The following is a 24555-nucleotide window of genomic DNA, read 5'->3' as shown; positions in this document are numbered from 1 at the left end:
CTCTTCGGTGCTGATGTCAGGCGCCGCCGCCTTGGCCGCGCGGAGCTGCTCGAGCAGATCGGGCGCCGGCCGGCGCTGCGGCCGGCTCGCGTCCGGCGGCGGCGCAGCCAGGATCACGGCGCGCGCATCTTCAAGCGTCGCTTCCGGGAGCGGCATCAGCCGCGGCGTCGAATTGCGTGGGGACGTTTCGGTCGGGCCGATGTTCAGCCGCAGCGGACGGCGCGACAGCGCAGGTCCCAACGCCATGAACTGGCCGCGTTCGAGGTCGCGAAAGGCTTCCGCCTGCCGCCGCTCCATGCCGAGCAAATCGGCGGCGCGCGCCATGTCGATATCGAGGAAGGTGCGGCCCATCAGGAAGTTCGAGGCTTCGGCCGCGACGTTCTTGGCGAGCTTGGCGAGGCGCTGCGTCGCGATGATGCCGGCAAGGCCGCGCTTGCGGCCGCGGCACATCAGATTGGTCATAGCGCCAAGCGACAGCTTCCTCGCCTCGTCCGACACTTCGCCCGCGACCGCCGGCGCAAACAGCTGCGCCTCGTCGACCACCACCAGCATCGGGTACCAATGGTCGCGCTCGACGTCGAACATGCCGCCGAGAAAGGCGGCCGCGCGCCTCATCTGGTTCTCGGCATCCAGCCCTTCGAGGTTGAGCACGGTGGAGACGCGATGTAGCCGGGCGCGCTCGCCCGCGACTTGCAGGCCGCGCTCGGTGTGGTCTTCGGCGTCGATCACCAGATGGCCGAAGCGATCGGCCAGCGTGACGAAATCGCCTTCGGGGTCGATGATGGCCTGCTGCACCCACGGCGCGCTCTGCTCCAGGAGGCGCCTGAGCAGATGCGACTTGCCGGAGCCCGAATTGCCCTGCACCAAGAGACGGGTCGCCAAGAGTTCCTCGAGGTCCATGGCCGCCCCGGCGCCGGCCGTGGTCAGCCCCATCTCGATCGCAACCGTCATGTCCCGACTCAAAGCCCCGTCATTCGCGGACAGGGGCTTATCAATCGAAGCGGGATGCGTCGAGCGAAACAGGTGGGAACACGCCGCGTTGCCCACGGTGGAATTTCAGCTGTGAATTGAAAGTCGTAGAAGTGCGGGCGGGAATCGCTGCGGCATCGGCCAGGCCATCATATTTCGGTTAAGCCGCAATGGCTGCGAGGTGGCCGATCCGTCTGTCCGTCCGCGTGGCGGAATATGCTGCTTTCCTTGTATGCATTATCCCAGTTGCCATCCCCGGACGGTTTGCCTTAGATGCTGCAATGCACCCGCGGATAACGGCCGGGGCCCAAAATCACACACATTCTCGAGGGGACGAACATGGCGCGCAACGTTCTGATTCTGGGAGCTTCCTACGGCTCCCTGCTAGGCACCAAGCTCTTGATGGCCGGGCACAACGTGACCCTGGTTTGCCGCGCCAAGACTGCGGAGCTGATCAACCGTGATGGCACGGAAGTGCGCATCAAGCTGCGCGATGAGGCGACCCATCGGGCGATCTTCTCGCGCGATCTGCGGCCGGGCAAGCTCGATGCCGTAACGCCGCAGAATGTGGACCTCTCCCGCTACGATCTCGTCGGTCTTGCGATGCAGGAGCCGCAATACACCAATCACACGGTTCGCATGCTCATGGTCAAGATCGCCGCGGCGAAGCTGCCGTGCCTGTCGATCATGAACATGCCGCCGCTGCCCTATCTCAAGCGCATTCCGGCGCTGGCAGACATGGATCTCGAGGAGGCCTACACGAATGCACAGGTGTGGGAGCGCTTCGAGCCTGGCCTCGTGACGCTGTGCTCGCCCGATCCGCAGGCCTTCCGCCCGCCGGAGGAAGCGGCGAACGTGCTGCATGTCGGCCTGCCGACCAACTTCAAGGCCTCGGCCTTCGCCGACGAGAAGCACAACAAGGTGCTGCGCGAACTCGAGGCCGACATCGACGCTGTGACGCTCGACGGCAAGGACGTGCCGGTGAAGCTGAAAGTGTTCGATTCCCTGTTCGTGCCGCTGGCGAAGTGGTCGATGCTGCTCACCGGCAATTATCGCTGCATCACCCCGCAGGAGCCGCAGTCGATCCGCGACGCCGTGCACGGCGACCTCAAGCGCTCGCAAACGATCTACGATCATGTCGATGCCATCGCCCGCCGCCTCGGCGCCGACCCCGAGGACCAGGTGCCGTTTGCGAAATACGCCAAGGCCGCCGAAAGCCTGCTCAAGCCGTCCTCGGCCGCGCGGGCCGTGGCCAGCGGCGCGCCCTTCATCGAGCGCGTCGACCTCCTGGTGAAGCTGATCTCGCATCAGCTCGGCGTGCCCAACGCCGAGATCGACCGCACTGTCGACACGGTCGACCAGAAGCTGAACGAGAAGATCGTGCAGGGCGGATCGGGCGCGGAGTAAACGGCGCGCGCCGATCGTCGGCTAATGCGGGCGGCCGGCGCGCAGCAGACCGCGGGTGCCAGCCGGCACCCGGCTTTCCCTGCGCCCCTCGGATCCGAGGGGTGGAGAGATCAAGCAAAGTTCGGACGAATTGCGTCGGAGAACCAGACCGCCCCCTCAGCCCTGGCTTGCGACGCGCGCGCGATCGAAATGATCCTCGATCTTGGGGCGGTCGCGGGTGCGCTCGAAGCTGGTGCACAGCAGCTCGGTCTCTTCGAGCGAGACGGGGGCGCGGTACAGCCGGCACATGAACTCGGCGGTGGCGCGGCCCTTGCCCGTGGCGGGGCTGCGCTCGGCCAGGAACATGCAATCGCGGCAGATGCTGGCATCGAGCCGCTGATGCGCCGCATCGAGATGATTGAGGACCTCGCGGAGCGAGTCGCGCAGCAAGGCGGCGACACTGCCAAGCTCGGCATCATTGGCTTTTGCCGCGGTGCCCGCACTGTCTGGGAATATGCCGCCCATAGCGGCACCTCAAGGCCGGCGTTGCCTTCTATGGTCCGCCGGTCGTCGCGCCCAATCCGCTCTGGCCGAAGAGCCCGTTGCAGCTCGCGCCCGAGATGAAGGCGCCGGTGTTCGGCCTCTATGGCGGCGCCGATACTGGCATTCCCGTCGCCCAGATCGAGCAGCTCAAGGCCGCGCTCGCGGAGAACAAGAAGACGGCGGAGTTCAAGATCTATCCCGAAGCGCCGCATGGCTTCCATGCCGACTATCGCGGCAGCTACCGGAAGGACGCAGCAGGGGATGCGTGGGCGCAGGCGCAGGCCTGGTTCAAGAAATACGGCGTTCTGAGCTGACGCCAAAGGGCGGCCGATCGGCCTTTCTATTTCACGACGGGTCGCGATTCTGCCTCGCGCCACAGCGCATCGAGGCCGTGCCGATAGGTCGGATAGGCCAGCGTGACGCCGAGCTCGCGCTTCAGTTTCGTATTGGAGACGCGGGCGCTGCTGGCATAGAAGCTTCGCGCCATCGCTGACATCTCGGCGGTCGCGAACGCCTCTTCCGCCGGTGGCGTAACGCCTATCAGCTGCGCGGCATAGGTGATCACGTCTTGCGGTGGTGCGGGCTCGTCGTCGCAGAGGTTCCAGGTGCCGCCGCTCCCGTGGTTGATTGCGGCCATGATGGCGCTCGCGATGTCCTCGACGTGGATGCGATTGAAGACCTGGCCGGGCTTGATGATGCGCCGGGCGGTGCCGCCCCGCAGCGTCACTAGCGCGTTGCGGCCGGGACCGTAGATGCCGGCAAGCCTGAGGATCGCGACATTGCCGTGCGCCGTCTCCGTCCAGGCCTGCTCCGCCGCGACGCGCATCCGCGCGCGGTCAAGGGAAGATTGCGGCGGCGTGGTCTCGTCGACCCATCCGCCGGCGTGATCGCCATAGACGCCGATGGTGGAGAGATAGACGACCTTGCGACGGTCGGCCGCCAGCACATCGCCGAGCGTGGCGAGTGCGGGATCGCCGGTGCTGCCGGGCGGGATGGAGACGATGAGGACATCGGCATCGCGGATGCGGTCGACCGTGGCGTCAGCCGGGCGGCTGCCGGCAAAGCCGTGCAGCTCGAGGCCGGCGAGGTCGTCTCTCGTGGTGGGATCCCGCACCGTGCCGGCGACATGCGAGAAACTGCCGCCGTACCGGCGGAAGAAATGCCGGGCGCTATAGCCGAGGCCGAGGATGAAGAGCCGCATGCGTCTCCCGTAAGTTCCAGATCGCGCTGGTCGCGCCTCCTCGCTCATAAGAGATTTTTGGGGCCGGCAAAAGATATTGCGATTTTACTCGCCTGCTGCCTCGGGCGATGGTCGCGCGTGACAGGGAGGCGGCGACCATGCAGGCGGAGGCGATCGTGCCGTTGGATGCGGCAGAGCGGATCCGGGCCGCGGCCGCGCTGATCTTCGATGTCGACGGCACCCTGGCCGAGACTGAGGAGCTCCACCGGCGCGCCTTCAACCATGCCTTCGCCCGTCACGGTCTCGACTGGCAATGGGACCGTATCCTCTACCGGGACCTGCTGCGGGTGACCGGCGGCAAGGAACGCATCCGCGCCTTCCACGCCGGCCAGTCGACCGCGCCCGCCTTGTCGGACGTCGAGATCGCCGAGCTTCACCGCATCAAGACGGCGCATTATGCCGAGCTGATCGAAACCGGCTGCTGCCCTTTGCGGCCCGGCGTGGCGGAGCTGCTGGCCTCCGCAAAGGCGCGCGGCCAGCGGCTTGCGCTCGCGACCACCACCTCGCACGGCAATATCGATGCACTGCTGTCGCGGGCGCTGGGGCCGGCGTGGCCTGCGGATTTCGCTACGATCGTTGCCGGTGATGATGTCAGGCACAAGAAGCCGGCGCCTGATGTCTATCTCGAGGTCCTGGCGCGGCTGAGGCTGGCGCCTTCGGATTGCGTCGCGATCGAGGATTCCGCCAACGGGCTGGTCGCGGCCTCGCGGGCCGACATTCCCGTGCTCATCACGCGCAGCCTGTATTTCCGGGATGATGATTTCAGCACGGCGCTGATGGTGCTGGACGATCTGTCGGAACTTGCTGAACCAAAAGACACAAAACAACCCCATGCACAGTAGATCACCCCAACGTGATCGTTGTCGTCAGTGCACCCGGTGGCTCGCTCTATCGTCCTCGACCTGCTCGACAATCTGCGCGATCGGGCTCGACTGGTGATGCACCATGCGCCAGGCGTCGCCGACGCGGCGAAAATGGTTGGCCGCGGCCAGCGCGGTGCCGTCGACGATCTCGATGCAGAGCACGCGCGCGCTGTCGCCATCGACGATCGCCTGCGGCTCGGCGCAGACGATCTGCGGCCTTTCGGGATTTTGCAGGATGTCGCGCCAGCTTCCGATCACCGTCGCATGGCCGACGATCGCGGGCCAGCCGGGATGAATGCAGGAAATGGCGTCGTCATCCGCCCACATCCGCTTCATGCCGTTGAAATCGCCCGTCGAAAAGGCGGTGTAGAAAGCCGCGTTCGCGGCGATGATCTTGCTGTCCTTTGCCATCACTCTCGGGTGGGCCAATGGCAGGCAAAAATCAAGCGCGACTTGCGTCCGACTTTGAACGCAGTGCAGCATCGCTGCCCAGTATCTGGTCACGCCGAAACCTGCGTCTCCACCGTGCGCCGCGCACCTTCCGCGTAGAGGCGCCGGAGCGCTGCGATGACGGCCTCGCGCAGCCGCGGCTCGGCACCAAGCGGTCCGAATATTTTTTCCACGCCGAGAAATGCGGGCGCAAGCCGTTCCGCCATGGGACCTGCCTCGCGCGCCAGCGCCGCCAGCTCGGCAGCGAGGGGATCGCGCACGTCGATGGCGCGGCCCTGTTCGTCTGACGCGGTGACGTAACGCATCCAGCCGGCCACCGCGAGCGCATGCGTCGCGATCGGCAGGTTCCTGGCGAGACGATCCTGGATCGCACCGAGCAGCCGCTGCGGCAGTTTTTGCGAGCCGTCCATCGCGATCTGCCAGGTGCGGTGACGCAGTGCCGGATTGGCAAAGCGCTTGAGCAGCGAGGCGCGATAGGCGGCAAGATCGGTGCCTGCAGGCATCGTCAGCGTCACCGCGGCCTGTTCCATCACCTGTGCGGCGAGGCGCGCGAAATGCGAATTCTGCATGGTGTCGGCAATGGTCTCGTAGCCGGCGAGGTAGCCGAGATAGGCGAGTGCCGAGTGGCTGGCATTGAGCAGCCGCAGCTTCATCAGCTCGAACGGCTTGACGTCGCTCACAAGCTCGACGCCTGCCGCGGCGAGATCGGGCCTTCCCGCGGCAAAGTGATCCTCAACCACCCATTGCGTGAAGGGCTCGGTCATCACGGGCCAGGCGTCACGCATCCCGAGCGCCACAGCGACCGCGTCACGATCAGCATTGGTTGTTTCAGGCACGATGCGGTCGACCATGGTGCAGGGGAAGGTAGTGCTATCCGCGATCCATTTGCTGAGCTCCTTTGAGCGGAGCGCGGCGAATTGCGTCACGATCCGCTGCACGGTGTGGCCGTTGGCGGCGAGATTGTCGCAGCACAGCACGGTGAAAGGTGCAATGCTCAGCGCCCGCCGGCGCGCCAGCGCCGCCACTATGAAGCCCGGCGCCGAGCGCGGCGCCTCGATGTTGTTGAGGTCGTGCACCACGTCGGGATGGCGATCGTCGAGATCGCCTGACTGCGGCGTGTGGCAATAGCCCTTTTCGGTCACCGTCGTTGAGACGATGCGAATGGCGGGATCAGCCATCCGCTCGACCAGCGCAGCCGGCTTCTCGCGCGCGACGACGCTGTCCAGCAGCGCGCCGACGATCCGATGCTCGGTGCCCTCGGCCGCGCGCACGGCGAGTGTGTAGAGATGATCCTGCGGGGCGAGGGCGTCGCGTGTGTCAGGGCTGCGCAGGCTCGCGCCGACGATGCCCCAGGCGTTGCTATCAGCGGCAAGGCAATCGTCGATGACGACAGCCTGATGCGCGCGATGAAACGCGCCGAGACCAAGATGCACGATGCCTGGTGTGACGCGGGAACGGTCATAGGCCGGGCGGCGGATCGAAGATGGCATCTGGTCGAGATTGGCGTGACCCAGCCGCATGGTCGTCTCCCCTCTATTCCGCTGCTGCTTGACATGATGGCCGTCATCGGTCAATTGGTAAGGCCAATTATCCAAAATCGACGGGGCCGCCGGACAGCAAGCCGCCCCGGCGAGACCCCGGAGGCCGGCGTGCCGCTGGAAGCTGTGGAGGCGAGACGGCTTTACCGCCAGGTCGCCGATCAATTGCGAAGCCTGATCGACAGCGGCGAGTACGCGGTCGGCAGCCGCTTGCCGACCGAGCGCGAGCTCGCCGAGCAGCTCAGGATCTCGCGGCCGACGGTGCGCGAGGCCCTGATCGCGCTTGAAGTGGAAGGACGCGTTCGCATCCGCGTCGGCTCCGGCATCTATGTGACCGAGCCCGCCGACGCTGCGCCGGTGTCGTCGGCCGCCATCGAAGGTCCGTTCGAGCTGCTGCGCGCCCGCGAATTCCTCGAAAGCGTGATTGCGGAGCAGGCCGCGCGCGTGGCCACCAAGGACGACATCGCCCGCATCGACGCCGCGCTTGTCGCGATGGAGAGTGTCGAGCATCCCGGCGAGGCCTCGATGGTCCATGACCGTGCCTTCCACATCGCGATCGCCGGATGCCTCGGCAACGCCGTGCTAGTGCGTGTGGTCGGCGAGCTGTTTGACCAGCGCCTCAATCCCTATTTCGCGCAGCTCGCGCATTATTTCGAAAACCCCGGAACCTGGCGCGCCGCGCTCGATGAACACCGCACCGTGCGCGATGCCATCGCGGCGCGCCGGCCAATGTCGGCTCACGACGCCATGCGTGACCACCTCGCGCATTCGCAGGAGCGCTTTGCGCAGAGCTTTGGTGCCGAGACATCAGCAGGTGTGCCGGCGGCGCGGAAGCGGGCGGCGCGATCCGGAGGTGAGCCGGGCAAGCCAAAACGCTCTTCTGCCGTGCAGGCCAAAAGCGGCAGCGCGCGGCGGCGATGAGATTGGAGGACTCGCCTCGATCTCGGGGCGGGTGAACGAAGCTGCAGACACAATGGGATTTGACAGATGACCTCGACCTCTCTCGCCGCAACACTGTTCGGACCCGAAGATCTGCGCATGATCGAGCATCCGCTCGACAAGCTCGCTGACGGCATGGTGCGCATCCGCTTCGGCGCCGGCGGCATCTGCGGTTCGGACATGCATTACTTCCGTCATGCCAGGACCGGCGATTTCGTGGTGAAGTCGCCGCTGGTGCTCGGTCACGAAATATCGGGCCAGGTCGTCGAGATCGCAGGCACGGCCGCGAACCTGAAGGTCGGCGACCGCGTTGCCGTCAATCCGTCGCGCTGGTGCGGCCATTGCGCCGCTTGCCGCGAAGACCGGCAGAATCTCTGCGAAAATATCTACTTCATGGGCTCCGCCTCGAAGACGCCGCACATGCAGGGCGGCTTTGCCGACTATTTCGACGCGGTCCCGGCGCAGTGCGTGAAGATCCCCGACCACGTATCCTATCAGGCCGCAGCTCTCGCCGAGCCGCTCTCTGTTTGCCTGCACGCCGTTGCGCGCGCCGGCAACATCCAGAGCAAGCGCGGCATCATCTTTGGGGCCGGCCCGATCGGGCTTCTCACCATGCTCGCCGCGCGCCGCGCGGGCATGGCCGACGTCACGGTGGCCGACATCGCGCCCGCCCCGCTGGCCTTCGCGACCAGGCTCGGTGCGTCCCATGTCGAGAACGTCTCCGGCGGCGAGGAGGGCTTCAAGGCGCAGGCCGCATCGCGCCCCTTTGACGTCGCCTTCGAGGTGTCGGGAACGGCCGCGGGTCTTGCCAGTGCGATCGGCATCGTGAGGCGCGGCGGCGTGGTGGTGCAGATCGGCAACCTGCCGGGCGGCCAAATCCCGACGCCGTCGAATGCGGTGATGGCCAAGGAGATCGACCTGCGCGGCTCGTTCCGCTTCGGCCTCGAATTCATGACCGCGGTGGAACTGATTGGCGACGGCAGCGTCGATGTGCTGTCTCTGGTCACCGCCGAGCGGCCTCTCTCGACCGCGCCGGATGCGCTGCGGCTGGCGCTCGACCGCTCGCAGAGCGTCAAGGTCGTGCTGACCGCGAACTGATTGGAGAGCCTCTATGATCCTTGAAGGATGGCGCTGGTACGGGCCCAATGATCCCGTGTCGCTCGACGATATCAGGCAGGCCGGGGCGAGCGATATCGTCTCGGCATTGCATCAGGTGCCGATTGGCGAGGCCTGGGCGCGCGAGGCCGTCGAGGAGCGCAAGACCTTCATCGAGAACGGCCAGCCCGGCCGCTCGCAATTGACCTGGTCGGTGGTGGAATCGATTCCGATTCCTGATGACGTCAAGCGTCTCGGGGCCAAGGCGACCAAATCCATCGACGCCTGGATCGCGAGCCTGGAGGCAGTGGCAGCCTGTGGTATCAAGGTCATCTGCTACAATTTCATGCCCGTGGTCGATTGGTGCCGGACCGATCTCGAACGGGAGCTGCCGAACGGCGCTCGCGCCCTGCGCTTTGATCAGGACCGGTTCGCGGCGTTCGAGCTGCATATCCTGAAGCGCCCGGCGGCGCTTCAGGAGTACTCGCCGGAGCAGCAGGCACGCGCCAAGGCGCGGTTCGAGAAGATGAGGCAGGCCGACATCGACTATCTCATCATGGCGATCGCCAGCGCGCTGCCTGGCTCGACCACCGAGCCGCTGACCATTCCGCAATTCCGCGACAAGCTGGATGCCTATCGCGACATCACGCCAAAAATCCTGCGGCAGCATCTCGCCGAATTCCTGAGCCGCGTTGCGCCGGTTGCCGAGCAGCTTGGCGTCTCGCTGACGCTGCACCCGGACGATCCGCCGCGGCCGCTGTTCGGCCTGCCGCGCATCGCCTCGACCGCCGACGACTACCAGGCGCTGTTCGACGCCGTGCCGTCAAAAGCCAACGGCATCTGCCTGTGCACGGGCTCGCTCGGTGTGCGGCCCGAGAACGACCTGCCCGCGATGGCCTCGCGCTTCGGCCCGCGCATTGCCTTTGCGCATCTGCGCGCGACGAAGCGCGAGGCGGACGGGCTATCGTTCCATGAGTCGGATCATCTCGACGGTGACGTCGACATGATTGCAGTGCTGAAGGCGCTGCTCAAGGAGAACGCGCGACGCTCAGCCGATCAGAGGATCGTATTCCGCCCCGATCATGGTCACCGCATGCTCGACGATCTCGTCGCCGCCAAGCGCACCAATCCCGGCTACACCGCGATCGGCCGTCTCCGCGGCCTCGCCGAGCTGCGCGGTGCGATCAGGGCGATCGAGCATCGGTAGGGTGCAAAGCTCCATCCACATCGTCATTGCGAGCGTAGCGAAGCAATCCAGAGTCTTTCCGTAGAGGCAGTCCGGATTGCTTCATCGCTTCGCTCCTCGCGATGACGCGGGGAGAGCGGCGCCAGCTCAATAACAGGCCGCCATCGCGCCGAGCTTGGGATAGAGCTTGTCGATCGCCGCGATCTCGCTGTGCATCTGGTCGATAATCCAGTCGCGGATCTCGGCGGCGATGGGGCGCATTGGGCGATTGCGCGGCGGCAGGAATTCGCAGATGCGGCGCGTGGTGCTGAGCCTGTCGGAGGCCGGCACCAGCGCGCCGGTCAGCAGCCAGTGCGAGGCGACTGTGAGCCAGCCGAGCGCGATGCCCTGGCCGAGCAGGGCGGCCTGCACCACAACGGCATAGTCGGTGAAGCTCAAGCCCTTGGCTGCGCCGCGGCGTCCGGTGAGCAGTGATGCGTAATCCTCGGCCCAGTCGCCAGGCGTCTCGGCAAGGCGGATGATGGTGTTGCCCTCGGCGGGATCGGTCTCGCCGAGATAGGCTGGGCTGCACATCGGCAGCATGACCTCCTTCATCACCAGCGTGCCGCCTGAGGACGGCTCGTCGCGGTCGCGAAAGCGCATACCGAGATCCACATTCTCGACCGGCCCGCGCAACGCGCCGGAAATGAGCTGGAAGCGCAGATCGACCTGCGGAAACTGCTTCTGCAGCTTGTCGATGCGCGGCATCAGCCAATGCGTGGTGAAGGCGGAGGAGACCGACAATGTCACGGTCTCGGTGTCCTTGCGGCGCCGCTCGATCTCGGTGAGCCCGGTCTCGATGCTGCGAAATCCTTCGAGCACGCGGCGATAGAGTAATTCGCCTTCCTCGGTGAGCACCGCGCGGCCTGCTCGACGGTCGAACAGCCGCACGCCGAGATGCTCCTCGAATTGCCCAAGCATCCGGCTCACCGCCGGCTGCGTGACGTTCAACTCGGCCGCCGCAGCCGTGAAGCTGCCATTGCGCGCCGCTGCGTCGAAGACGAACAGGGCGTTGCTGGAGGGCAGCATGCGGCGGAGCTCTGGCATAACGTCATGTTATGAGGCGCGTGAGAATTTGGCAATTGCCGGATTTTCGCAAGTCTGGTGTCATTGACATGACAGCTTAAACGCAGGGGCTTCCGGAGAGGTTTGGTTGCGGTGCACGCTGCAACCAAGAGTATTCCGAGCTTCTGTCTATAAAGCAGTCTTATGGCGTGCAGTGAGGCACGCCATTGCGGGATTGCGCGAGGTCGATCCTTGGACAAACGAGCGGAAAGCGTCGAGATCAGGTCCGCGAGCAAGGCGTATGGCGCCGTTCGCGCCCTAGACGATGTGTCCCTCAATGTCGGTGCCGGCGAGTTCCTCTCGCTGCTCGGCCCGTCCGGTTCCGGCAAGACCACGCTGCTTGGCATTTTGGGCGGCTTCATCCTGCCGACCTCCGGCACCATCCTGTTCGGCGGCCGCGACGTCACCTACATGCCGCCGCACAAGCGCGATATCGGCGTGGTCTTCCAGAACTACGCGTTGTTTCCGCATATGAGCGTGGGCGAGAATGTCGCCTTTCCCCTGCGCGCACGCCGCCTGCCGAAAGCGAGCTGGCCCGACAAGGTGCGCGCGGCGCTCGGCATGGTCGGCCTTGCCGGCTACGAGGAACGCGGCATCGCGCAGCTCTCCGGCGGCCAGCGCCAGCGCGTGGCGCTGGCGCGTGCCATGATCTTCGAGCCGCAACTGATCCTGATGGACGAGCCGCTCTCGGCGCTCGACAAGCAGCTGCGCGAGACCATGCAGATCGAGCTGCGCGCGCTGCACAGGCGCATCGGCGCGACCATCATCTACGTCACCCATGACCAGCGCGAGGCGCTGACCATGAGCGACCGCGTCGCCGTGATGAAGGACGGAAGACTGATCCAGATCGATGCGCCCGCCCGGCTGCACGATTATCCGGCCGATTCTTTCGTCGCCAGCTTCATCGGCGAGGCGACTATGCTGCCGGTCCGCCGCGTCGACGCCACAAGCATCGCGCTCGGCAACGCGCTGCTGCGCAGCGCACGCGCCATTCCCGATGGCGACGCACTGATGCTCGCCGTACACAGCGAAAAGCTGCTGATCGAGGACGGCGCGCAGGATGCCGCCTGCAACCGGCTGACCGGGACGGTCACCGACATCGTCTATCAGGGCGAGAGCCTGCGCATCTTCCTGGCGCTCGAAGGCGGCGTCGCGCTCAGCCTGCGCCAGCCCAGCTATCACCAGGCCTATGGCCGCATTCCGCCGCTCGGCGGCAGCCTCATCGTCACCCTCCACCCCGAGGACACCATTGTCGTGCGCCGGGTGGATTGAAGCCCTGTTGCAACCTGAGAGAAGAAGCCCATGTCGACCCAAGCCGCGTTCAGCAATTTCAAGGTTCTCACCTTCGACGTCGTCGGCACCTTGATCGATTTCGAAACCGGTGTGCTCGAAGCCGTGCGCAGGATCGGAGGCAAGCAGGCGGCCGGGCTCAGTGACGAGCAGATCTTCGAACCCTACAAGCGCGGCCGCGACAAGCACTACGAGCGCTCGAGCGAGGTGATGTTCCACGTCTATCGCCATCTCGCGACCGAGCTCGGACTGCCGGCTGATGATGCGTCCTGCGACGTATTCCAGCTCTCGGTGCTGCGCTGGGGGCCCTTCGCCGATTCCGCCGAGGCGCTGAAGCGGCTGCGGACGAGGTTCCGCCTGGTGGCGATGACCAATGCCGACCGCGTCGCGCTGTCGTGTTACGCGCATGCGCTCGGCAATCCCTTCGACGACACCGTCTGTGCGGACGACACCGGCGTCGCCAAGCCGAACCCCGAATTCTTCGCTTACAACAAGGGTCGCCAGTCAGCGTTCGGCTACAAGCAGTCCGACATTCTGCACGTGGCGCAGAGCCAGTACCACGACATTGGGATCGCGCGGAAACTCGGATACAAGGTGTGCTGGATCGAGCGCCGCCAGGGCATCGCAGGTTTCGGCGGCACGCCGGCGGTGGAGGCATTGACCAAGCCGGACTTCCACTTCCCGACGCTGAAGGCGCTCGCCGACGCCGCCATCGGTCCGGCGTAAGGCCGCGGGCATGGCACACGACTGGCGCGCACTGGCATCTGCCAACTCGCTGTGGGAAGCCACGGCGGAGCCGGCGCGCGTCTTTCCGGTTTTGTCCGGCGAGCAACAGGCGGACGTGGTGATCATCGGCGCGGGCTACACCGGCCTCTCCGCGGCGCACCACATCGCCAAGAGCGGGTTGTCGCCGATCGTGCTCGAAGCCAACAAGCCCGGCTGGGGCGCCAGCGGCCGCAATGGCGGTGTGATCACCGCGAAGTTTCGTCTCTCGTTTCGCGAGATCGACGCCGTGCATGGCCGCGCGATGGCCAGGCGCATGTACGAGATCGCACATGAATCGACCGACATGGTCGAGGAGCTTGTATCCGAGTTCGGCATCACCAGTGCGAATCTGACCCGCACTGGCCAGGTCAAGGCCGCGCACAACGAGACCACGTTGAAAGCGGCCATCGACGAAGCTAACTGGATGACGCGCGAGATGGGTTCCGCCGAGGTCCGCATTCTCGACAAGCGCGGCGTGCGCGACGAGACCGGCTCGGACATCTTTGTCGGCGGCGTGCTCAATCCTGGCTCGGGCGGCATTCATCCGCTGCATTATCTGCGCGGCCTCGCCGACGGCGTGGCGCGCCGCGGCGTTCCGATCTTCCAAGAATCTCCGGTCGTGAGACTTCGGCGCGATGGCGACGGTATCGTCGCCGAAACGCCGCAAGGCGCGGTGCGCGCCAGGCAGGCCATAATCGCCACCAACAGCTATTCCGATCTGACCGGTGCGACCGCGCATCTGCAGCGCAGGCTGATCCCGTTTCGCAGCGCCATGGTTGCGACGGAGCAGCTGCCGCGCAATCTCGCCGGACAATTGATGTCGACGGGGCGCACGTACACCGAGACTAAGCGCATGATGCGCTGGTTCCGCATGGTCGACAACCGCGTGATTTTCGGGGGCCGCGGTGCGTTCGGCAAACAGGACTCGCAAGCCGCCTTCGACGCTTTACGCAAGGCGATGGTGGGCATCTTCCCTGAACTCGCCGATGTCCCGCTTGCATTTAAATGGTCGGGTCTCGTCGCCATGACGCTGGACTCGGTGCCGCATATCGGTCGGCTCGATGACCGCACGCTGTTCTCGGTCGGCTACAACGGCGCCGGCGTTGCGATGTCGAGCCTGATGGGCCGCTATCTTGCCGCGTTCGTGCGCGGCGAGACGCCCGACGTCGGCCTGCTCGATGCGCGGCGGATGAAGGCGATTCCGTTCTATCCGCTGCGCGAGCCCGCCGTGCGCATGGTCGCAGGCTGGTACCAGTTTCTCGATGCGATCGGTCAGTGAGATCATTGGAGGAGGCGAGGATGACGATGAAGCAGGGCTTTGGATTGGGCTGCGCGCTGCTCGGCGCATTTGGGTTCACCACGGCGGCCGATGCCGCCGAGCAGATCACGTTCGTGTCGCAAGGCGGCGCCTATCAGGAGGCGCAGACGGTGGCGATCCTCGATCCCTCCGCCAAGAAGCTCGGCATCACCATCAACCAGGATTCGATTCCCGATGCCTGGCCTGCGATCAAGACCCAGGTCGGCAGCGGCAAGCCGATCTGGGACGTCGTCGACACCCCGACCGGCAACTGCCTGCGCGGCGGAGAGCAGGGGTTGATCGAGAAGCTCGACTTCTCGAAGATTCCAAACGGCGCGGCGATGCCGGAGTCCTATCGCAGTCCCTATTCGGTCTCCTATGAGTTCTATTCCAGCGTCCTGTCCTACAGCCAGAAGACGTTTCCGAAGGACGCGCCGAATAGCTGGGCCGATTTCTGGGACGTGAAGAAATTCCTCGGCCGTCGTGCGTTGCGCAACCATCCCTTCGCGACGCTGGAAGCGGCCCTGATGGCCGACGGTGTCGCGCCTGACAAGCTCTATCCGCTCGATGTCGACCGCGCCTTCAAGAAGCTGGAGGAGATCAAGCCGCACATCACCGTGTGGTGGACATCAGGTGCGCAGTCGGCGCAGCTCCTCAACGACGGCGAGGTCGACATGGAGATGGCCTGGAACGGCCGCGTCAGCGCGGTTGCGAAGGAAGGCGCCAAGGTGGCCTTCACCTACAACCAGGGTATCCTGCAGAGCACCTCGCTTTGCATCCTCAAGGGCGCGCCGAACCTCGACACGGCCGTCAAGTTCCTCAACGAGGCCGTCGATCCCATGCACCAGGCCAACCTGCCGCTCAACATCGACTACGGCCCGGGCAATCCCAAGGCTTTCGAGACCAATGTGATCAAGCCCGAGCGTGCGGCGCAATTGCCGAGCGAGCCGGCGAACGCATCGAAGCAGGCGCTGATGTCCTACGCCTGGTGGTCCTCGCCCGCGGGCGAAGCCGCCGAGAAGCGCTGGGCGTCCTTCATGCAGAAGTGAGCGAGGCAGCGTTGACGATATCTGTGCCAGATCCATCGCAAAAGCATCAGCGCCGTGAGCACGGCCTGATGCTGGCGCTGGTGTCGCCGGCGCTGCTCGTGATTTTGCTGCTGATCGTACTGCCGGTCGGATGGCTGGCCTGGCAGTCGATCTACCATGACGGCTTCACGCTGGAGAACTATCGCCGCATCTTCACCGAGGACATCTACTGGCGGAGTTTCGCGCTGACCTTCGAGATAAGCCTCGCGGTGACGGTGATCGCGCTGCTGCTCGGCTATCCCGTAGCTTACCTCGCCAATTCCGTGCCCAAGTGCTGGAGCATCCTGATCCTCTCGCTTGTGGTGCTGCCGTTCTGGACTTCCGTGCTGGTGCGCGCCTACGCCTGGCTGGCGCTGCTCCAACGCACCGGTGTGATCAATCAATTGCTGCGCTATCTCGACGTGATCTCCGAGCCGCTCGCGCTGGTCCACAACACCTTTGGCACGGTGGTCGCGACCGTGCATATCCTGCTGCCGTTCATGGTGCTGCCGCTCTATGCGACCATGCAGAAGATCCCCGGCGATCTCATGCAGGCCGGAGCGAGCTTAGGGGCAAGCCCGTCGCTGACCTTCTGCCGCGTGTTCCTGCCGCTGTCGCTGCCGGGCGTGCTCGCGGGCTGCACCATGGTGTTCGTGCTTTGCCTCGGCTTCTACATCACGCCTGAATTGCTCGGCGGCGGGCGGACGGTGATGGTGTCGATGCTGGTGAGCCGCAATGTCGAGCTCTACAACCAGTTCGGCGCCGCGAGCGCGGTTGGCGTGGTGCTGCTCCTCAGCGTGCTCGCGATCTTTTTCATCGTCAGCCGCTTCATCTCGCTCGATCGCGTGTTGGGGCAGAAATGACACGGATCTCGCCCGCACGCATTGCCCTCTATGTGATCAGCGCGCTGGTGCTGATCTATCTGATCCTGCCCGTGCTGATCATCGCGCCGATCTCGTTCTCTAGCGCGCGCTTTTTGACCTTTCCGCCGCCGTCGTTCTCGACGCGCTGGTATCAGCAATATTTCGCCAATCCGGCCTGGATGCAGGCGACTCGGGTGACGCTGACGGTCGCGCTCCTGACGGTGGTGATTGCGACCCCGTTCGGGGTGGCGGCCGCCTATGCCATCAGCCAATCGAAGCTGCGCATCATGCGCGTCATCCACATGGCGCTGCTACTGCCATTGGTGGTGCCGATCATCATCACCGCGGTCGGCATTTTCTTCGTGTACGCAAAAGTCGGCCTGGTCGCGACCATGCCCGGCCTCGTGCTGGCGAATGTGATGCTGGGCCTGCCCTATGTCGTGATCTCGGTGCTGGCGGGCCTGCAGAGCTTTGACCCAGCGCAGGAGATGGTGGCGCGCAGCCTCGGCATGAACCGTTTGCGCAGCTTCTTCGCGGTAACGCTGCCGCAGATCAAGTCGAGCGTGGTCGCCGGGGGCATCTTCGCCTTCATCTCGGCGATGGACGAGACCATCGTCGCGCTGTTCATCTCCGGTGGCCAATATCAGCCGCTGACCAAGCGGATGTTCACCGCGCTCCGCGACGAGATCGACCCGACCATCGCCGCGATCTCGACGCTGATGACGGCGGCCTCCTTCATGCTGGTGCTGCTGGCGAGCGCGCGGCAGAAGAAGGCGGGGTAGGGGCAACTTGTCGTCCTGGCTTTTCGCCAGGACGACAGCGGAGTTTGTAGCGCGGTTGCGCCTTACTTCTTCCCCAGCCACGCCAAGATCATCTCCACGATCTGCGTTCTGCTCTTCGCAAGCACCTTGGGCTCGCTCAAATCCCGGTCGAACAGCGCGCCGAACGTATGGCGGTTGGCGACGCGGAAGAAGCAGTAGGAGGAGATGGCCAGATGCAGATCGATGGCGTCGACGTCGTCGCGGAAGACGCCCTCGCTGCGGCCGCGCTTGAGGATGCTGTCCAGCGTTGCGATCACGCTGGCGTTGAGTTGGCGGAGCTGCAGGTTCTGCTTCAGATGCTTGCCGTGGTGGATGTTCTCGATTGAGACGAGCCGGATGAAGTTCGGGTTGCGCTCGTCATGGTCGAAGGTCGCCTCGATCAGCCGGCGCAGGCCTTCGCGCGCGTCGCAGCTCGCGATATCGAGCTGGTCCTCGAGCGCGCGGATGCTGCGATAGGCTTCTTCCAGCACCGCGAGGTAGAGCTGCTCCTTCCCGCCGAAATAATAATAGATCATCCGCTTCGACGTGCGCGTCCGCGCGGCGATCGCATCGACGCGGGCGCCGGAATAGCCCTCCGAGGCGAATTCGGCCATCGCCACTTCGAGGATGTCGCGCTTGGTGCGCTCGGGGTCATTGGTGCGCTTCGATGGCGGTGGCATGCGCTTGAGCATCACTGTTTCTCCCGCACGTTTCTATGGATCACCTTGAAGGTGAAGGCAAATTTCGCCCAATCCGACGTTTTCCCGCATCAGCTTGCATAAACGGACTAGTTCGTACATTATGTGCTCAAACCAAGGTTGCGGCAACAAAAGCAAAAAGCGCGCGCATGGCCGGACGGGCATGAGGCGAGCTGCGACCGCCATCGCACACGGGGAGGACTACTGATGAGCTTGACCTCAACTGCATCGCTGCGCGCGCCTTCAGCCTCGGAGCCGACACAGAGCAGGCTGCCGAACCGCGCCGCGCTCGTCAGCTTCGTCGGCAGCATGCTCGAATACTACGACTTCTTCATCTACGGCACCGCGGCGGCGCTGATCTTTCCGAAAGTGTTCTTCGCCAATGTCGCCCCCGGCACCGCGACGCTGCTGGCGCTGCTGTCGTTCGGCATCGGCTATATCGCGCGTCCCGTCGGCGCCGTCATCCTCGGCCATTTCGGCGACCGCATCGGCCGCAAGACGGTGCTGCTGTTCACGCTGGTCGTGATGGGCTTCTCGACGCTTGCGATCGGCCTGCTGCCTGATGCCAAGACCATCGGCAACGCCGCGCCCATCATCCTGACGCTGCTGCGTCTGCTGCAGGGCCTGTCGGCGGCCGGTGAGCAGAGCGGGGCGAACTCGCTGACCCTGGAGCATTCCGCCAATTCCAACCGCGCCTTCTTCACGAGCTGGACCCTGAGCGGCACCCAGGCCGGCGCGATTCTGGCGACGCTGGTGTTCATCCCCGTTTCCAGCATGCCGGAAGATCAACTCCTGAGCTGGGGCTGGCGCATTCCGTTCCTGCTCTCGGCGCTGGTGCTGCTGGTCGCCTATCTGGTGCGCCGGACCATGCCCGAGACGCCCGTGTTCGAGAACATCAAGGACAAGGCGCAAGTGGCGCGCTTTCCCGTCATCGCGCTGCTGCGCGACTATTGGCCGGATGTGCTGCGCGTCATCGTCTGCGCGCTGATCGCGACCGTCTCTACGCTGACGGCGGTGTTCGCGCTCGGCTATGCCACCAGCAAGTTCGGCGTCGCCCGTCCAACCATGCTGTGGGCCGGCGTGCTCGGCAATGTCGTGGCGCTGTTCGCGCAGCCGCTCTGGGCTTTGCTTGCCGACAGGATCGGCCGCAAGCCGGTGTTCATCGGCGGCGTGCTCGGCTGTGCCGCCTTGCTGTTCCCGTATTTCATGCTGGTGACCTCGGGCAGCACGCCCGCGATCTTCACTGCTGCGATCGGCCTCTACATCATCTATTCCGCGCCGAACGCGATCTGGCCGTCGTTCTACGCGGAGATGTTCGAGGCGCGGGTGCGCTATTCCGGCACCGCGATCGGCACCCAGCTCGGCTTCCTTGCCGCCGGCTTCACGCCGCTGGTGAGCGCGAGCCTCGTCGGTGAAGGACCGAACGGCTGGATCCCGGTTGCGATCTTCGTCGGCGGCTGCTGCGTCGCCTCGGCCGCGGCCGCAATGACGGCGCGCGAGACCCACAAGGTCGACATCGCCGATCTCGGCAAGCGCCGCGCGTGAGACAGGGCTGGGCATGCTGACCAACGCTGTTACGACCACGTTCGGCCCCGTGATCGGGGCCGAGCATGGGCACGTCCGCGCCTTCAAGGGCGTGCCGTTTGCGATGGCGCGGCGCTTTGCCAAGGCTACGCCGCCGCTCGCGTGGACGGAGCAGCGCCGCTGCACGGACTACGGCGCCTATGCGCCGCAGCCCGGGCATCTCGATCAGGCGGAAGAATCCTGTCTCAGCCTGAATATCTGGACGCCCGATGGCGCCGAGCACCCGCTGCCGGTGCTGTTCTTCATTCATGGCGGTGCCTTCGTCACCGGCGGCGGCGCCGACTATGACGGCGCCTTCCTCGCCGCGCTCGGCCCGGCCGTCATCGTCACCATCAACTACCGGCTCGGACCGCTCGGTTTCCTGCAGCTGCATCGCCACGGCCTTGGCGAAGCCAACAACCTCGCCATCTCGGATTCACTCGCCGCGCTCGACTGGGTGCACGCCAACATCGCCAATTTCGGCGGCGATCCTGACCAGGTGACGCTGTCGGGCCAGTCGGCCGGCGCATCCATGGTGATTGCGATCGCAAGCTTGCCGCAGGCCAAGGGCAAATTCGCCCGCGCGCTGGCGCTGAGCGCGCCCGGTCGCAGCATCATGAGCGCTGATCATGCCGACATCGTCGCGCGCAACGTGCTGGCCGAGCTCGAACTCGCGCGTGATGCGAGCGCAATCGCATCCACGCCGCTCGCAAGACTCTTCGCGGCTGTCGAGCACGTCGGCCGCAGGATCGCGGACGAAACCGATTCAGGCACCGTGTTCGGACCGGTGCTCGACGGCACGGTGATCCCGCGCGAGCCGCGCGACGTGTTTGCAAGTGGGGCCTTGCGCGATATTCCGCTCTGGCTGGGCTCCTGCCGTGACGAGATGGTGATGTTCCTGAAGAGCACGCCGCCGGCCGCGATGATCCGCACCACCGAGCGCAATGTGCGCACAGCTTTCGGCGATGCCGGCTGGGAGCGCCTGCTGGCCTGCTATCGCGGCTCGGCACGCCCTGACGAGGATCCGTACGAGGCGCTGCTGTCGGATGCGTTCTGGCATCGTCCGATGGCCGATCTGGCGCGGAGCCACGCAAGCGCAGGCGGCGCAGTGTGGCTGAGCCGGTTCGACCATCGTCCGGCGCTGCAGCCGTTCCTGTCACAAGGGCCGACCCACGGCGCCGACAATGCCTGCCTCTGGGCGCATCTGCCTGATTTCATCGATCGCCCGATCCTGAAGCGCAAGGGCGGCCCGATGACGCCTGGTGATATCGACGTCGCGGCGCGGTTCCAGACCAGCCTGCTGCGGTTCGTGACATCAGGAAAACCCGATGTCGCAGAAGCCTGGCCGCGGTTCGCGGAAGGCAAAGAGCCGTTCGCTATCTTCGCCCAGCCGTTTCATATTGTGCCGCTGAACGAAGGCGCGCGCTTCCGCGTGTGGGCGGAGCTTAGCGCCGGCGCCAACGATAAAAAGAACATGAGGCAGGCCGTATGAGCAACTTGAACAGGAAAGCTGCCTGGTCTTCGATCGCTTCGCTCTTCATGGCGCTCGCGGCATCGTCCGCGTCGGCGCAGATCGTCGCGACCCCTGTTCCCGGCGATCCCGTCAGCATCGACAGCGGCGCCGTGTCCGGCAAGGTGCTGCCGTCCAACGTCAAAGCCTATTTCGGCATTCCGTTTGCCGCACCGCCGCTCGGTGAACTCCGTTGGCGCGCGCCGCAGAAGGTCGAGGCATGGAAGGGCGTCTATCACGCCGACCGCCTCGCGCCGGAATGCATCCAGGTGCTGCGACGGCACAATCTCAACCATTATTTCGGCGAGGAGGCGACCAGCGAAAATTGCCTCTATCTGAACGTCTGGGCGAGCGCGGATGCCAAGCCCGGCGCAAAGCTGCCGGTGGTGGTGTGGATCTATGGCGGCGGCTTCACGCTCGGCTCCAGTGGCATGGCGATGTATGACGGCGAGAACGTCGCCAGGAAAGGCACGATCTTCGTCAGCTTCAACTACCGCGTCGGCATTTTGGGCAATCTCGCCCATCCCGAGCTGACCGCGGAATCACCGCATCACGCCTCCGGCAATTACGGCCTGATGGACCAGGTCGCGGCGCTGCAATGGGTCAAGCGCAACATCGCGCAGTTCGGCGGTGATCCCGACAACGTCACCATCACCGGGCAGTCGGCCGGCGCGATGTCGGTGTCGGCGCTGGAAGCGAGCCCGCTGGCGAAGGGCCTGTTCAATCGCGGCTTCGCGATGAGCCTGAGCATGTTCGATGCCAGATTCAAATTCCCGGCTCTTCCGGCGGCCGAGAAGATCGGTCTCGAGGTGCAGTCGGCGCTCGGTGCATCGTCGCTGGCCGAGATGCGCCTGATCCAGGCCGACAAGATCCAGAAGGATTGCCAGCTCGGCTGCGCTGGTACGATCGCCGTGACGCCCGACATCGACGGCTACGTGCTGCCTGACACGGTCTCGAACATCTTTGCGGCCGGAAAGCAGAACGACGTCGCGACGGTGGCCGGTTTCACCAGCGATGAAAGTTCGAACGATTTGCGCACCGCCGGGACATTGGAGGCCTATGTGGCCGCCGCAAAAAAGCTCTACGGTGATCAGGCTGACCGCTTCCTCGCGCTTTATCCCGCGAAGACCGACGCCGAGGCGAAGGCGATGGGCCTGCTTGCCGCACGCGAGGGGCTAGTTGAGATCGGCACGCGCAACTGGGCCGAAGCGCAGGCCAGGAACGGCAAGGCGCCGTTCTACATGTACATGTTCTCGCGCGTGCATCCGTTCGCACCTGGCGTCGAATTCTTCGACAGCCCGCAGAAGATCGGCGCCTATCACACCTCCGATGTGCCTTACTGGTTCGGCACGCAGGATGCCTTCAACAAATTCCGCACCACGCGCAACTGGACCGAGTTCGACCGCGCACTGTCCGACCGCATGATGGACACGCTGGTCGCCTTCGCGCGGTCAGGCAATCCGGCGACCGCCGCGACGCCATGGCCGCAATGGAAGCCGGACGCGCAGACCTATGTCGAGTTCGGCGATCAATCCGGCGTGCGCGAGGAAAACCGGGCCCGGCTCGAATTCCACACGCCCGCCAACGTCACGCCCTCGACGCCGCGAGTGTCGCGCGACTAGCGCCGGGCCGATCGCTCCGCCGCACCTGTAATCTGCTTCACAGGCAGGCGCGCCGATCTGCGCTAGATGAAGTCAGGCCCCGCGTCCGCGCGGCCGGCTTCGGAGCTGGCGATGATTGCTGCACTGGCAAGAGCATTATCCCGCGCGATGGGAACCAATGTCGATATCGAGACTCTGAAGATCCTGGTGATCTTCTCGGGCGCAGGCCTGCTGGTCTCGCTCGTCGCCGCGATGATCTACGGACAGGCCCTCAACGCCGCTCTGTTCTGAGCGCCTCGCGATCCGTCAGGCCACCGGTTCCTTGGGACGGCTTCGCTCACGCGGCGCCAGCGGCGGTGCCTGCTTCAGCGGAGCTGTGTCGCGCGGCGCGGCGTCGCTGCCTGAGACGTGTTCGACCGGCGCAGGGCCGGTGTCGCGCCAGGCGACCATCCAGATCAGAAGACCGAGGACCGCGAGGCCGGCACCGACCGGACCGGTGGAGGTCCAGCCCCAGCCTTGACGAATGGCGAGGCCACCGAGGAAGGGGCCGAGCGCGTTGGCCGTGTTGAAGGCCGAATGGTTGAGCGCGGCGGCAAGCGCCTGCGCGTCGCCGGCGACGTCCATCAGCCGCGTTTGCAGAACAGCGCCGAGCGCGACGCTGGCGCCGATCGCGAAAATGTCGATTGCGAGGAGCCAGGGGTTGCCGGCGACAAGCGGAAAGGCCAGCAGCGCCACGGTGGCAAACACCAGAATGCAGCCGGCCGTCGGCATCAGCGCGCGGTCGGCAAAGCGCGGCACGACCAAATTGCCGAGCGTGGCGCCGATGCCGAAGATCGCCAGGAAGAACGGGATGACCTCGGTACTGACCTTGGTGACCTCGATCAAGGTCGTCGCCAGATATGTATAGACGGCGAACATGCCGCCGAAGCCGATGGCGCTGATCGCGAGCGTGGTCCAGACACGGCGGCTTTTGAGCGCGCCCAGCTCGCGCAGCGGATCCGACCGGCCGGCCTGGTCGCGCGGCGCGTACAGCGCGCAGAGCACCATCGTCAGCAAGGCCAACACCGACACGAGGCCAAAGCTCGCGCGCCAGCCCATCGCCTGGCCGATCAGATTGGCGAGCGGCACGCCGATGATGGTGGCGATCGTCAGGCCCAGCATCACCTGGCCGACCACCTGCGAGCGGCGATGTTGCGGAACGAGCGAGGCGGCAACCAGCGCGGCGATGCCGAAATAGGCGCCGTGGGGCAGGCCTGAGAGGAAGCGAGCCGCGACCATCGAACCAAAGCCGGGTGCGAGCGCGGTGAGGGCGTTGCCCAGTGCGAACACTGCCATCAGCGCCAGCAGCTGCGTGCGCCGCGCGAACTTGGCGCCGAGCACCGCGATCAGCGGCGCGCCCAGCACCACGCCGAGCGCGTAGGCGCTGATCGCATGGCCGGCGGTCGGCTCGTCAATATGAAGGTCGCCTGCGAAGAACGGCAGCAGGCTCATCGATGCGAATTCGGTGGTCCCGATCGCAAAGCCGCCCATCGCGAGCGAGAACAGGACGATGGCGAGATGAGGGGGCACTGAAGTGCGAGGCGAGGTCGCGTGAGGCGAGGTCGTCATGTGTCCTGCTTAGGTGACGGCAACGGGAACCAGCCCAGAAAACGTCGCCATCCCTGCAGTCTTTGTCTCACCTACTTAAACGCGCATGTGTCAGCGTCAACACCGGAAGGCCCACGTGAGGCGGTGCGCATATCTGCGTCCCGGTTTGCTCAGGGCATCCGCGTCAATCTGTCCAGTGGA

22 protein-coding genes and 2 pseudogenes are annotated in these 24555 nt (G+C 65.2%); 16 read left to right on the top strand and 8 right to left on the bottom strand.

Annotated elements, in window-relative coordinates; genetic code table 11:
- Positions 1-951, bottom strand: a 951-nt coding sequence (locus Q0687_RS13010; RefSeq protein WP_298877099.1) for an ATP-binding protein, incomplete at its 3' end; no start/stop codon positions are given.
- Positions 952-1308: 357 nt separating this feature from the next.
- Here Q0687_RS13010 and Q0687_RS13005 point away from each other — a divergent pair.
- Entirely contained in the window at positions 1309-2376 is a 1068-nt protein-coding gene (locus Q0687_RS13005; RefSeq protein WP_298877096.1) for a hypothetical protein, read from the top strand.
- Between the two features lie 156 nt (positions 2377-2532).
- On the opposite strand, the pseudogene Q0687_RS13000 reads toward Q0687_RS13005, so the two are convergent.
- Positions 2533-2802 (bottom strand): annotated as a pseudogene (locus tag Q0687_RS13000) (MarR family transcriptional regulator); the annotation flags it as partial.
- On the opposite strand from Q0687_RS13000, the pseudogene Q0687_RS12995 reads away from it, so the two are divergent.
- Positions 2803-3212 (top strand): annotated as a pseudogene (locus Q0687_RS12995) (dienelactone hydrolase family protein); the annotation flags it as partial. It abuts the pseudogene before it with no gap.
- Between the two features lie 26 nt (positions 3213-3238).
- Here Q0687_RS12995 and Q0687_RS12990 read toward each other — a convergent pair.
- Complete coding sequence (locus Q0687_RS12990) at positions 3239-4099, bottom strand: SDR family oxidoreductase (protein WP_298877094.1); 861 nt, start codon at positions 4097-4099, stop codon at positions 3239-3241.
- Positions 4100-4236: 137 nt separating this feature from the next.
- Here Q0687_RS12990 and Q0687_RS12985 point away from each other — a divergent pair, with 137 nt between their 5' ends.
- Entirely contained in the window at positions 4237-4980 is a 744-nt protein-coding gene (locus Q0687_RS12985) for an HAD family hydrolase (protein ID WP_298877091.1), read from the top strand.
- A 24-nt stretch (positions 4981-5004) separates the two neighbouring features.
- Here Q0687_RS12985 and Q0687_RS12980 read toward each other — a convergent pair whose 3' ends face one another.
- Both Q0687_RS12980 and Q0687_RS12975 read right to left on the bottom strand, forming a co-directional pair.
- The gene (locus tag Q0687_RS12980) at positions 5005-5412 is read right to left on the bottom strand and encodes a nuclear transport factor 2 family protein (RefSeq protein WP_298877089.1); all 408 of its coding nucleotides are present in this window, start codon (positions 5410-5412) and stop codon (positions 5005-5007) included.
- An 89-nt stretch (positions 5413-5501) separates the two neighbouring features.
- A complete protein-coding gene (locus tag Q0687_RS12975) occupies positions 5502-6971 on the bottom strand; it encodes a mannitol dehydrogenase family protein (protein WP_298877087.1) in 1470 nt (489 codons plus the stop codon).
- A 129-nt stretch (positions 6972-7100) separates the two neighbouring features.
- Here Q0687_RS12975 and Q0687_RS12970 point away from each other — a divergent pair, with 129 nt between their 5' ends.
- From Q0687_RS12970 to uxuA, 3 genes are all read left to right on the top strand, one after another.
- Positions 7101-7910 (top strand): FadR/GntR family transcriptional regulator, encoded by an 810-nt coding sequence (locus Q0687_RS12970; protein ID WP_298877084.1) that lies wholly within the window; start codon positions 7101-7103, stop codon positions 7908-7910.
- 66 nt (positions 7911-7976) lie between these two features.
- Entirely contained in the window at positions 7977-9026 is a 1050-nt protein-coding gene (locus Q0687_RS12965; protein WP_298877082.1) for an L-idonate 5-dehydrogenase, read from the top strand.
- Between the two features lie 13 nt (positions 9027-9039).
- Complete coding sequence (uxuA, locus tag Q0687_RS12960; RefSeq protein ID WP_298877079.1) at positions 9040-10230, top strand: mannonate dehydratase; 1191 nt, start codon at positions 9040-9042, stop codon at positions 10228-10230.
- Positions 10231-10356: 126 nt separating this feature from the next.
- On the opposite strand, the gene Q0687_RS12955 is transcribed toward uxuA, so the two are convergent.
- Positions 10357-11295 (bottom strand): LysR family transcriptional regulator, encoded by a 939-nt coding sequence (locus Q0687_RS12955; protein ID WP_298877076.1) that lies wholly within the window; start codon positions 11293-11295, stop codon positions 10357-10359.
- Positions 11296-11505: 210 nt separating this feature from the next.
- Between Q0687_RS12955 and Q0687_RS12950 the strand changes: the two genes are divergently transcribed.
- The 6 genes from Q0687_RS12950 (at position 11506) to Q0687_RS12925 (ending at position 17377) form a co-directional block, all read left to right on the top strand.
- The gene (locus Q0687_RS12950; protein WP_298877074.1) at positions 11506-12585 is read left to right on the top strand and encodes an ABC transporter ATP-binding protein; all 1080 of its coding nucleotides are present in this window, start codon (positions 11506-11508) and stop codon (positions 12583-12585) included.
- A gap of 30 nt (positions 12586-12615) precedes the next feature.
- On the top strand, positions 12616-13329 hold the full coding sequence (locus tag Q0687_RS12945) for an HAD family hydrolase (protein WP_298877071.1): 714 nt from the start codon (positions 12616-12618) through the stop codon (positions 13327-13329).
- Between the two features lie 10 nt (positions 13330-13339).
- Complete coding sequence (locus Q0687_RS12940; RefSeq protein ID WP_298877068.1) at positions 13340-14647, top strand: FAD-binding oxidoreductase; 1308 nt, start codon at positions 13340-13342, stop codon at positions 14645-14647.
- A 20-nt stretch (positions 14648-14667) separates the two neighbouring features.
- Positions 14668-15714, top strand: coding sequence for an ABC transporter substrate-binding protein (locus Q0687_RS12935; RefSeq protein WP_298877066.1), 1047 nt, complete (start codon positions 14668-14670; stop codon positions 15712-15714).
- Between the two features lie 68 nt (positions 15715-15782).
- Positions 15783-16595, top strand: a complete 813-nt coding sequence (locus tag Q0687_RS12930; RefSeq protein ID WP_298877102.1) for an ABC transporter permease — start codon at positions 15783-15785, stop codon at positions 16593-16595.
- Positions 16592-17377, top strand: a complete 786-nt coding sequence (locus Q0687_RS12925; protein ID WP_298877063.1) for an ABC transporter permease — start codon at positions 16592-16594, stop codon at positions 17375-17377. The genes Q0687_RS12930 and Q0687_RS12925 overlap by 4 nt, the downstream gene beginning before the upstream one ends.
- 62 nt (positions 17378-17439) lie before the next feature.
- Here the strand turns inward: Q0687_RS12925 and Q0687_RS12920 are convergent, their stop codons facing one another.
- The gene (locus Q0687_RS12920; RefSeq protein ID WP_298877060.1) at positions 17440-18087 is read right to left on the bottom strand and encodes a TetR/AcrR family transcriptional regulator; all 648 of its coding nucleotides are present in this window, start codon (positions 18085-18087) and stop codon (positions 17440-17442) included.
- 213 nt (positions 18088-18300) lie between these two features.
- Between Q0687_RS12920 and Q0687_RS12915 the strand changes: the two genes are divergently transcribed.
- The 4 genes from Q0687_RS12915 (at position 18301) to Q0687_RS12900 (ending at position 23058) form a co-directional block, all read left to right on the top strand.
- Positions 18301-19638: an MFS transporter gene (locus Q0687_RS12915; RefSeq protein WP_298877057.1), complete on the top strand. Its 1338-nt coding sequence runs from the start codon at positions 18301-18303 to the stop codon at positions 19636-19638.
- Positions 19639-19651: 13 nt separating this feature from the next.
- Positions 19652-21148 carry a carboxylesterase family protein gene (locus Q0687_RS12910; RefSeq protein WP_298877054.1) on the top strand — a complete coding sequence of 499 codons (1497 nt, stop codon included), beginning with the start codon at positions 19652-19654 and terminating at the stop codon, positions 21146-21148.
- Positions 21145-22788: a carboxylesterase family protein gene (locus tag Q0687_RS12905; protein WP_298877051.1), complete on the top strand. Its 1644-nt coding sequence runs from the start codon at positions 21145-21147 to the stop codon at positions 22786-22788. The genes Q0687_RS12910 and Q0687_RS12905 overlap by 4 nt, the downstream gene beginning before the upstream one ends.
- A 111-nt stretch (positions 22789-22899) precedes the next feature.
- Positions 22900-23058, top strand: coding sequence for a hypothetical protein (locus tag Q0687_RS12900; RefSeq protein WP_298877049.1), 159 nt, complete (start codon positions 22900-22902; stop codon positions 23056-23058).
- Positions 23059-23073: 15 nt separating this feature from the next.
- Here the strand turns inward: Q0687_RS12900 and Q0687_RS12895 are convergent, their stop codons facing one another.
- Positions 23074-24375: an MFS transporter gene (locus tag Q0687_RS12895; RefSeq protein WP_298877044.1), complete on the bottom strand. Its 1302-nt coding sequence runs from the start codon at positions 24373-24375 to the stop codon at positions 23074-23076.
- Positions 24376-24555: the final 180 nt, after the last annotated feature.

This window comes from uncultured Bradyrhizobium sp. (assembly GCF_936928535.1).
Taxonomy (GTDB): domain Bacteria; phylum Pseudomonadota; class Alphaproteobacteria; order Rhizobiales; family Xanthobacteraceae; genus Bradyrhizobium.
This window is presented reverse-complemented; position numbering and strand designations above follow the sequence as displayed.